Annotated in this window: 11 protein-coding genes, 1 tRNA gene and 2 pseudogenes; 7 read left to right on the top strand and 7 right to left on the bottom strand. The window is 59.0% G+C overall.

The annotated features are described in order from the left end of the window. Positions 1-866: TRCF domain-containing protein (locus Q8K05_RS03810; protein WP_305245194.1), on the top strand; the 866-nt coding region annotated here is incomplete at its 5' end. After that, on the top strand, positions 863-1,573 hold the full coding sequence (serB, locus tag Q8K05_RS03805; protein WP_305245193.1) for a phosphoserine phosphatase SerB: 711 nt from the start codon (positions 863-865) through the stop codon (positions 1,571-1,573). The genes Q8K05_RS03810 and serB, both read left to right, overlap by 4 nt. Here serB and Q8K05_RS03800 read toward each other — a convergent pair. After that, complete coding sequence (locus Q8K05_RS03800) at positions 1,563-1,856, bottom strand: HNH endonuclease (RefSeq protein ID WP_305245192.1); 294 nt, start codon at positions 1,854-1,856, stop codon at positions 1,563-1,565. The two genes, serB and Q8K05_RS03800, sit on opposite strands and share 11 nt — an antisense overlap. 439 nt (positions 1,857-2,295) lie before the next feature. Between Q8K05_RS03800 and Q8K05_RS03795 the strand changes: the two are divergent. Both Q8K05_RS03795 and Q8K05_RS03790 read left to right on the top strand, forming a co-directional pair. Continuing rightward, positions 2,296-2,538, top strand: a pseudogene (locus Q8K05_RS03795) (amino acid ABC transporter permease); the annotation flags it as partial. After that, on the top strand, positions 2,516-3,247 hold the full coding sequence (locus Q8K05_RS03790) for an amino acid ABC transporter ATP-binding protein (protein WP_305245191.1): 732 nt from the start codon (positions 2,516-2,518) through the stop codon (positions 3,245-3,247). The pseudogene Q8K05_RS03795 and the gene Q8K05_RS03790, both read left to right, overlap by 23 nt. A 114-nt stretch (positions 3,248-3,361) precedes the next feature. On the opposite strand, the gene Q8K05_RS03785 is transcribed toward Q8K05_RS03790, so the two are convergent. Both Q8K05_RS03785 and Q8K05_RS03780 read right to left on the bottom strand, forming a co-directional pair. Next, positions 3,362-3,574, bottom strand: a complete 213-nt coding sequence (locus Q8K05_RS03785; RefSeq protein WP_305245190.1) for a DUF3820 family protein — start codon at positions 3,572-3,574, stop codon at positions 3,362-3,364. Between the two features lies 1 nt (position 3,575). Next, a complete protein-coding gene (locus tag Q8K05_RS03780) occupies positions 3,576-3,938 on the bottom strand; it encodes a translation initiation factor Sui1 (protein ID WP_305245189.1) in 363 nt (120 codons plus the stop codon). A gap of 131 nt (positions 3,939-4,069) precedes the next feature. On the opposite strand from Q8K05_RS03780, the gene Q8K05_RS03775 reads away from it, so the two are divergent. The 3 genes and pseudogenes from Q8K05_RS03775 to Q8K05_RS03765 form a co-directional block, all read left to right on the top strand. After that, positions 4,070-5,473 carry an MBL fold metallo-hydrolase RNA specificity domain-containing protein gene (locus tag Q8K05_RS03775; protein WP_305245188.1) on the top strand — a complete coding sequence of 468 codons (1,404 nt, stop codon included), beginning with the start codon at positions 4,070-4,072 and terminating at the stop codon, positions 5,471-5,473. 547 nt (positions 5,474-6,020) lie between these two features. Further along, positions 6,021-6,734 (top strand): YebC/PmpR family DNA-binding transcriptional regulator, encoded by a 714-nt coding sequence (locus Q8K05_RS03770; protein WP_305245187.1) that lies wholly within the window; start codon positions 6,021-6,023, stop codon positions 6,732-6,734. Between the two features lie 204 nt (positions 6,735-6,938). Then, positions 6,939-7,148: pseudogene (locus Q8K05_RS03765) on the top strand (IS3 family transposase); the annotation flags it as partial. A gap of 268 nt (positions 7,149-7,416) precedes the next feature. On the opposite strand, the gene Q8K05_RS03760 reads toward Q8K05_RS03765, so the two are convergent. The 4 genes from Q8K05_RS03760 to Q8K05_RS03745 all read right to left on the bottom strand — a co-directional run. Further along, positions 7,417-7,493: transfer RNA gene (locus tag Q8K05_RS03760), tRNA-Pro, on the bottom strand. Between the two features lie 36 nt (positions 7,494-7,529). Continuing rightward, on the bottom strand, positions 7,530-8,009 hold the full coding sequence (locus Q8K05_RS03755; protein ID WP_305245186.1) for a MerR family transcriptional regulator: 480 nt from the start codon (positions 8,007-8,009) through the stop codon (positions 7,530-7,532). Positions 8,010-8,189: 180 nt separating this feature from the next. Then, positions 8,190-8,516, bottom strand: coding sequence for an integration host factor subunit alpha (locus Q8K05_RS03750; RefSeq protein WP_305245185.1), 327 nt, complete (start codon positions 8,514-8,516; stop codon positions 8,190-8,192). Positions 8,517-8,565: 49 nt separating this feature from the next. Then, on the bottom strand, positions 8,566-9,592 hold a 1,027-nt coding region (locus Q8K05_RS03745), incomplete at its 5' end, for a phenylalanine--tRNA ligase subunit beta (protein ID WP_305245184.1).

Raw genomic sequence — 9,592 nt, 5'->3', positions numbered from 1 at the left:
TGCTGCTGTGCTCCACCATCATTGAAACCGGCATTGACGTGCCGACCGCCAACACCATCGTGATGAGCCGCGCCGACAAATTTGGCCTGGCGCAACTGCACCAGCTGCGCGGCCGCGTCGGCCGAAGCCATCACCAGGCTTATGCCTATTTGATGGTGCCTGACATTGAAGGCCTGACCAAGCAGGCCAGCCAGCGGCTCGACGCGATTCAGCAAATGGAAGAACTCGGCTCGGGCTTTTATTTGGCCATGCACGACCTGGAGATTCGCGGCACCGGCGAAGTGCTCGGTGAAAGCCAGAGCGGCAACATGCTGGAGATCGGGTTTCAGCTCTACAACGAGATGCTCAGCGAAGCCGTGGCTTCGCTCAAAGCCGGCCGCGAGCCCGACTTGCTGTCGCCGCTCAGCGCCACCACCGAGATCAATCTGCACGCGCCCGCGCTCTTGCCCTCCGACTACTGCGGCGACGTGCACCTGCGCCTGAGCTTTTACAAGAAACTGGCCACCGCCAAAAACACCGGCCAGATCGACGCGCTGCTTGAAGAAATCGTGGACCGCTTTGGCAAACTGCCACCGCAGGCCCAGACGCTGATTGACGTGCACCGCCTTCGCGTGATCGCAAAGCCCTACGGCGTCGTCAAGGTCGATGCCGCGCCCGGTGCCATCACCATCACCTTCAGCAAAGACCCGCCGATTGACTCCATGGCCATCATCCACCTGATCCAGAAAAACCGCCACATCAAACTGGCCGGAAACGACAAACTGCGCATAGAGCGCGAACTCAAAGAGCCCAAAGACCGGGCGCAAATGGTCCGCGATGTGCTGCGCTCACTCGGACAACCCAAAACGGAAGCTATCACCGCATGAATCCTGTAGAAACCGCCCCCGGCCTCGTCGTCAATATCGCAACGCCCACCCTCAAGCTCAGCGACTTCAAGCTGATTGCCTTTGACATGGATTCCACCCTCATCAACATCGAGTGCGTCGATGAAATAGCCGATGCGGTGGGCCGCAAGGCCGAGGTGGCCGCCATCACCGAAGCTGCGATGCGCGGCGAAATCACCGACTTCAAGGACAGCCTGCGCCAGCGCGTGGCGCTGCTCAAGGGCGTGAGTGCCGCCAGCATGGACGAGGTCTACCGACAGCGCCTGAAGCTCAACCCGGGCGCCGCAGAATTGGTGCACGCCTGCAAGGCCGCCGGCCTGAAGACGCTGCTGGTCAGCGGCGGTTTCACCTTTTTCACCGACCGGGTTCGTGACGAGCTGGGCATTGACTGCACCCGCTCCAACATCCTGGAAATCCGGGACGGCCTGCTGACCGGAAAAATGGTGGACCAGGACTGGGGCGACATTTGTGATGGTGAAGAAAAACGCAAGATGCTGCTGCAGACCTGCGAAAAGCTGGGCATTCATCCCCGGCAAGCGATTGCCGTGGGCGACGGCGCCAATGATTTGCCCATGATGGGCATCGCGGGCTTGTCAGTGGCCTACCACGCCAAGCCCAGGGTGCGCGAGCAGGCCATGGTCGCCATTAACAGCGGCGGGCTTGACCGTTTGCTCGAACTCATGAATTAAACCGGCGCCTGTCGCCTGTCGCCTGTCGCCTGTCGACCTGGCCCGGCGAGACCGCCGATACCGGAACCCGGCCTGCCGCATGCCGCTGACCGTTGCAAACCTCATGGCTGATGGCCAGGTTCTCGGCGTGGCTGTTGCCGCCCTCGCTCAGCGCCTGGATATGCTCCAGCGTGGCGGCCTGCGGCGTGACGTGTTCGCCGCACACCCAGCACGGCACCACGCCATGCAGCTGCCGCGCCACGGTTTTGTAAATCTTGTCCCGGGTGTGCCCCAATTTGCTCATGGCGGTATTGTGATGCAGCGCATGGGCGCTGCCGGAACCGGCAACGGGTCGGTTGGATTGGCGGCTGCAGCCCGCAGCAATTGCATGACAATTCCGCGGGAAACCAGCCTGCGGCGCCCTGGCAATGGGCACTGGGCACCGGCATTACCATTGGCGCACTTCAGCTTGTGCGCCATTGCGGGGGAGGCAGGCATTTTTTCTGATCACCTCCTTCTGGACCCACGCATGAACTTCCCGCACCAAATTTTGGCTCGAGCGCGAGCGCTGGCCGTCCAATAATCACTGAGCGTAATCTTTATGGAACAAGTTCTCTGGTTCGGATGGTTCCGCGCCGACATCATTTCCCAGTACGCGGGGCTGTTCTGGCAAGGCCTGTGGATGACCATCGCGATTACGGTGATCTGTATTGTGCAGGGCACAGCGCTGGGCCTGGCGGTTGGCTTTTCGCCGCATGCTGCCGCCGCTGGGCAACAACGCCATCGCGCTGCTCAAAGACTCCTCGCTGGTGTCGGCGATTGGTCTGTCCGAACTGGCTTACGCCGCGCGAACGGTGGCCGGCGCGTATTCGCGCTACTGGGAACCCTACCTCACGATCTCGCTCATGTACTGGGTGCTGACGCTGGGTCTTGCCTATGGAATCAAAAAATTGGAGGATCGCTATGGACGAGGTGATTCGCGTTGAAAAACTGACCAAGCAGTTTGGTCGCATCCCGGTGTTGCGCGGTATTGACTGCGCCATCAAGGCCTCCGAGGTTGTTTGCGTCATTGGACCCACGGGGTCAGGCAAAAGCACTTTTCTGAGGTGTCTCAATGGCCTGGAAGACGCGTCAGGCGGGCAAGTTCTGGTGCACGGCGTGTCGGTGCACGAGCCCCAAACCGATGTCGATGCGCTGCGCTCGGAAATTGGCATGGTGTTCCAGCGCTTCAATCTTTTTCCGCACAAAACCGTGCTGGAAAACATTACCCTGGCCCCCACCAAGGTGCGCGGGCTGACGGCCGCGCAAGCCCGTCTCCGCGCCACTGAACTGCTGGACAAGGTCGGGCTGCTCGACAAAATTGATGCCTACCCCAACCAGTTGCCTGGCGGGCAGCAGCAGCGCGTGGCCATTGCGAGGGCGCTGGCCATGCAGCCGCGCATCATGCTGTTTGACGAACCCACCTCGGAACTGGACCCGGAAATGGTCGGCGAAGTGCTGGCCGTCATGCAGGACCTCGCCGAAGACGGCATGACCATGGTGGTGGTGACGCACGAGATGGGCTTTGCACGCCAGGTGGCGGACCGCGTGCTGTTCATTGACGAGGGACTGGTTGTTGAAGAAGGAACGCCCGCCGACATTTTTGACCGCCCCAAGGAAGAGCGCACGCGCAAGTTTCTGAGCAAGGTGCTGTAGCCAATGTGGCCACGGCAAGCTGGAACCGAGGTCATTTTTTTAAACAAAACAGGATCCTGGGCAAATAGATACGGACTCCACCCGCTATTATTTCAGTAGCACCCAAGCGCAACCCTAACGCTTGCGCAGCGGCTCCAGCAAGGGCGAAAGGCCGTTGTGGTCAATCTCCTGCATCAGCGCCAGCAGCCGCCCAATGTCACCCCCGGGAAAGCCTTCCCGGGCAAACCAGTTCAGGTAGTTGCCCGGCAGGTCGGCAATCAGCCGCCCTTTGTATTTGCCAAAAGGCATTTCCAGCGTCACCAGCCGCTGCAGGTCTTCGGGCTTCACGTTAACCTCCGGCCCGTTTGACGACGTAACCTTGCTTTTGCAGTGCCTGCATCACCAGCTCACAGTGATCGCCCTGCACTTCGATCACGCCGTCTTTGGCCGTGCCGCCTGAGCCGCATGCCGCTTTGAGCTGCTTGCCCAGCTGGGCCAGGGCCAGCGCGTCCAGCGCGAGCCCATTTACAAGAGTCACCGTTTTCCCGCCACGGCCCTTCGTGCTTCTGGAAACACGTACCACGCCATCGGATTTTGGAAGCGCCCTGGACTGCTTGCAAACGCAGTCCGCGGCAGGCCGCCGGCAGTCGGGGCACATTCGTCCGGCGTCGGTGGAATAGACGAGGCCGCTGCTTGAAGGATTTCTTTTCATGGGTGGAGTTATAGCGGATCTGCGCGCTACGCCCGATCCGGCGCATCATTGATGGGGACGAGCCTGGTCTTGGCCTCGCTGGCGGCGCCTTCGCACAGGTCATACTAGATGCTCATTCTGAGGATTTTTCTATGAAACTAACATTTATCGGTGCTGCGCAAGAGGTCACCGGCTCGTGTTTTCTGGTCGAGGCTGACGGCGTTCGCTTCCTCGTTGACTGTGGAATGTTTCAGGGTGGGCGCGAGGCCCGCGCACGCAATCTCCGCGACTGGACCTTTGATCCAAAGAAAATTGATTTTGTGCTGCTCACTCATGCGCACATTGACCACAGCGGGCTGCTTCCGAGGCTATCAGCACTGGGCTTCGATGGACCGATCATCACAACCACCGCCACGGCGGACCTGCTATCGGTGATGCTGCTCGATAGCGCGTTCATCCAGGAGACGGACTGGGCCCGCGCGCAGCGCAAGAGCTACCAGCAGCACAAACGTGCGGCGGTCGTACCTGAACTTCTGTACACGGTGGCGCAGGCACAAGACTGCCTGGAGCAGCTTAGCGGTGTGGCCTATGACGAGGAAATTCAGCCGCATGCGGCCGTGCGCTGCCGCTTCCGCGATGCGGGCCATATCCTCGGCTCGGCCATCATTGAAGTCTGGGTTAAAGAAGGCACAAAGACCACCAAGCTGGTCTTTTCCGGCGACTTGGGACAGCCCGGGCGGCCCATCGTTCGTGACCCCACCCCCATCGACACGGCCGATGTACTGATAGTGGAGTCCACCTACGGCAACCGCCTGCATCGGCCACTCAAGGAAACCATTGACGAACTGGTGTTTGTGATTGAGGACACGCTGCGCCGCCGGCAGGGCAATATCATCATTCCCGCCTTCGCGCTCGGTCGAACCCAGGAGGTGCTTTGGCTACTGGCGGACTTGTGCCGACAAGGCAAGCTACCGAAATTACAGGTGTTTGTCGACTCACCGATGGCCACCAAGGCTACCGAGATAACCTGGAAGCACACCGAGTTTCTTGACGACGAAACTCGAGCGCTACTGTCACTGCGGGAGGAGCTTCCAAAATGGCTGGACCTGCGCTTTACGCAAACCGTGGAGGAGTCCATCGCGTTGAACCGCATTAAAGCAGGTGCGATCATCATTTCGGCCAGCGGCATGTGCGATGCCGGGCGCATCAAGCACCACTTGAGCCACAATATCGAGCGCGCCGAGTGCGCCATCGTGATCATCGGTTTCCAGGCCGCAGGCACCCTTGGCCGAAGACTGGTCGATGGCGAAAAAAAGGTTCGTATTTTTGGCGAGGAGCACGCGGTTCGGGCCAAGGTCCACACCATCGGAGGGCTGTCGGCCCACGCCGACCAAGCTGCCCTGCTGGGCTGGCTCAAGGGTTTCGCCAGCGCACCCATGCGGACTTTTGTAGTGCATGGCGAAGCCCAGACAGCGTGCGGGTTTGCCGACAGGGTGTCCGATGAGTTGGGCTGGAGCGTCGAGGCGCCGGCGCCCGGCACACGGATTGACTTCTGATGATGAGTTGAACGGCTGTCAGTCTTGATCCTGTGGATTTTTTCTGTCCTGTGCATGGTGGCCAAGCTGCTGCGCTTTGCGCTCAAACCACATGTGACTACTCGCATCAGAAGGTGATCAGCAAGGCCGGCGTGGCATTGCCCTGAAGCTGGAGGATGTAACACAACTACAGCAAACCCATGGGTAGCAGCACGCCCTGCCCTGCCCTGCTTTCGCAGCTTTTCTGATGCACGGCTGGAGAACTCCATCACGCTCAGCGTTCTTGGCCATGTAATTGGCCAGCCTGGCAAGCATTTTGGTGGGTCCGATGCCGATGCCGCAGGTGTAGCGGACTGCCAATACGCCACGAGTAAATAGAAAAAACCTCATCACTCCCCGATAGTCTGAAAATGCCCCACCTCCCGCCGCAGCGCGGGAGTAGGCGCATGGGTGTATAACCTATTTCCCTTCGGTCATGCAGCACGTCTTTTTAAATAGCGCGCATGCCCCAATCACCCCGAATAAAGCCAGGCGCATTTGAGCGCCACAACACCAAGGAATATCAAACATGGGCGCGCAGTGGAAAGCAAAAGGTAAGGAACTGGCCGCAAATGCCAAGGGCCGGGCATTTGGCAAATTGGCCAAAGACATCATGATCGCCGCGCGCAACGGGGCCGACCCCGCTTCGAACGCGCGCCTGCGGCTGGTCGTGGAGCAGGCCCGCAAAATCTCGATGCCCAAGGAAACCTTGGACCGCGCCATCAAGAAAGGAGCTGGCCTTACCGGCGAGGCAGTTCATTTTGAACACGTGATTTACGAAGGCTTTGCGCCGCACCGCGTGCCCGTCATGGTCGAATGTCTGACCGACAACGTGAACCGCACAGCACCTGAAATGCGCGTGCTATTCCGCAAGGGGCAACTGGGCACCTCTGGCTCTGTGGCTTGGGATTTCGACCATGTGGGCATGATCGAAGCCGAGCCCGCAGCAGCGGGCGCCGATCCTGAACTGGCCGCCATCGAAGCGGGCGCTCAGGACTTTGAACCGGGTGAGGAAGACGGCGTAACGATGTTCCTGACCGATCCCGCCGATCTTGACCTGGTGAGCCGCGCGCTGCCAGCCCATGGTTTCAGCGTCTTGTCCGCCAAGCTGGGCTACAAGGCCAAGAACCCCGTCAACCCAGCGAGCTTGAGCGCCGAGCATCTGGAAGAAGTCGAAGTGTTCCTAGCCGCCATTGATGCGAATGACGATGTACAAAATATCTTTGTGGGACTGGCGAGCTAAGGCCGGTGCTATCTAAATCCCCTTAAGCGCCCTGCAGACCAAATCAGCAACGATTTGGGTATTCAACCGAGTCGGTTCAAAGTGCGTTTTGCTGATGTTTCGCCATGTCCTGCAGGACAGAGAGCGGGGCCACTTCTCTCCTGCGTCAGAATAGTTGTCGCTTCAATAGAACTTGAAACCCTGGGGCGGCGATGAAAGACGAAATTGGCTCGATACGGACAAACATTCAAAGACCGTGCTGTGGCGCGGCTGCTGCCGCCCGAGAGTGCGGCAGCGGAAACAATTGCAAAGGAAGTGGGGATTTCTGTCTCAACGCTTGAGAGATGGTTGGTAGATGCGAAGTCCATGCCCGCTCGCGAGCGGGCATGGACTGGCCCTGCGAGGCTGGAAGCGGTCATCGTCACTGCGGGCATCCGAGGGAGCAAGGCTCTGGCATCTCGGTGACACGGTATTGGAAGGCTGGAAATGTAGAGTACAAGAAAATTCCAGCGCTGCAGGGGCTGGATTTGAATTGCTACCGGGGCAAAGCACGAGAGGAAGTCAGGGTGACGATGTCGCTGGAAATGCCGATACAGCTGAACAGCTTCAGAGAAACGGCAACCGAACGGCAACCAGAAGACAAAAGAACCCCAGAAACGACAAAGGGGTTAGCAGGCACTTACCGGCTAACCCCCGTCAATTATGGTCGGTGTGAAAGGATTCGAACCTTCGACCCCTTGCACCCCATGCAAGTGCGCTACCAGGCTGCGCCACACACCGACAAGCCTCATATTATAGCGCGATGATCAGCGTTTCTCAGTAGCTCTCGCTGAGAAGATCCCGGATTTCGCACAGCTCGCGACGCACCAGTTGCAGCCGTTGCAGAACCTCGCCTTCAACGGATAAATCTGCACCCTCGGCGTCACTGTCTTCAAAGTCCACAGAGTTCTCGAACTCCCCGGGAACCGAATCATCGGAAGCTGTCGTGTCCGCGCCGTCAAGCGGGATATCGATGTTGCGTCGCCCGTCTCGCTCGGATTGAAAAATTTCCTGCAACTTGTTGCGCGCACCAGTGATCGTGAAGCCCTGGTCATACAGCAGATCGCGAATCCTGCGAATCATCAACACTTCATGGTGCTGGTAATAACGGCGGTTGCCTCGCCTTTTCATCGGACGCAACTGCGTGAACTCTTGCTCCCAATAACGGAGCACGTGAGGTTTGACGCCGCACAAATCACTGACCTCACCAATGGTGAAGTAGCGTTTTGCGGGAATGGAAGGCAAAGGTGTCTCCAATTAAATTAGTACGCTGAAAAAGAAGATTTTGAATCTACCCTAAGTCGAAAGTTTGCGCAAAGGGTTATATATATTTTTGCAGACCATGGGGCACTGACGCGGGTCTGGCATTCAGTGCCTGTAAAAGCCTGGCCCGAAGAAGACAAATGGTCGCCTGCTGAAGGGCAAGTTGAGGGGCGGCTACACGGCAGGGCTGTTGCCCTGTATCTGGTCTTTGAGCTTGTGGCTGGCATGAAATGTCACCACCCGGCGGGCTTCAATGGGAATGGCTTCACCCGTTCGCGGGTTACGACCGGGCCGGGGGGCCTTGGTGCGGATCTGGAAGTTTCCAAAACTGGAAATTTTCACATCATGGCCGTCCACCAGACGGTCGGAAATCAGGTCAAAAAACGCGTCGATCATGTCTTTGGATTCGCGTTTGTTGAGCCCGATATGCTCAAACAATAACTCGGCCAGATGCGCTTTGGTCAGCGCCGGGGTTTCCAGGCTTTCAACAGAAAATTCCATGACTCAAGCCTCCTGGCAGCAGTTTTTTATAAATATTTTCGCAGTGCCATCATGCACGCAGCCGTGCCTGTAGCAGGCTCTGCAGATTGGCAAGCACTGCCTGGGTGACGGCCTCGATGCTTTCGTCGGTCAGTGTAGCGGCGTCGCTTGAAAGTACCAGACGCACGGCAAGGCTTTTCTCGCCCAGCTGCATGCTGGCATTGGCTTGCTGGGGTCGGTAGACGTCAAACAAGGTGGCGCCCTTGAGCAGTCCCTGGGTGTTGGCGCCCAGAATCGCAGCCATGAGCGCGGCATGTGTGACGCTTTCGGACACGATCACGGCCACATCGCGTTCCACGGGCTGCAGCTTGCTGACGGCCTTGAAAACCGGGACCTGGCGCTGCAACACGGCGTCAAGCTCCAGTTCGAACAACAGCGGCGCCTGAGCCAGGTCGTAGCCTTGACGCCATTGCGGATGCAACTCGCCCACAAAGCCAATCGGCTTGCCCGCCACCGTGACACTGGCGCATCGGCCAGGATGCATGGCGGGATGCGCTGCGGGTGCAAACACCGCTTGCAGCGGGGCCAGCAAGGCTTCGACGTCGCCCTTGATGTCAAAGAAGTCCACCGCTTTGTCTGACAAACTCCAGTGCAGCGCCGCACGCGGACCGTAGGCCAGACCGGCCACGCGCATGGGCTGGTTGAAACCGGCTACCGTGGTGTCGGTGTTCTGGCTTTGCGCATCGCGCAGGAACACCCGCCCCAGCTCAAACACATTCACGCGCGGTGCCTTGCGGTCGAGGTTGAACTTGAGTACCTGCAGCAAGGAGCCCAGCAGCGACGAACGCATCACGCTCATCTGGCTGGCAATCGGGTTCAGCAGCTTGATGGGGTTCGGGTTACCTGCCAGCTCGTGCTCCCAGCGCTCTTCGACAAAGCTGAAATTGATGGTTTCCTGGTAGCCCAGCGACGCCAGCGCCCGGCGCACGGCAAATGGACTGCGCTCAGACTCGGTGCGGATTTTTGCCGTGATGGGTGCCAGCGGGGGCGTGTCGGGAAGCTGGATGTAGCCCACCATGCGCACAACTTCTTCAATC

This window comes from Polaromonas sp., from assembly GCF_030682935.1.
Classification (GTDB): domain Bacteria; phylum Pseudomonadota; class Gammaproteobacteria; order Burkholderiales; family Burkholderiaceae_C; genus Polaromonas.
This window is presented reverse-complemented; position numbering and strand designations above follow the sequence as displayed.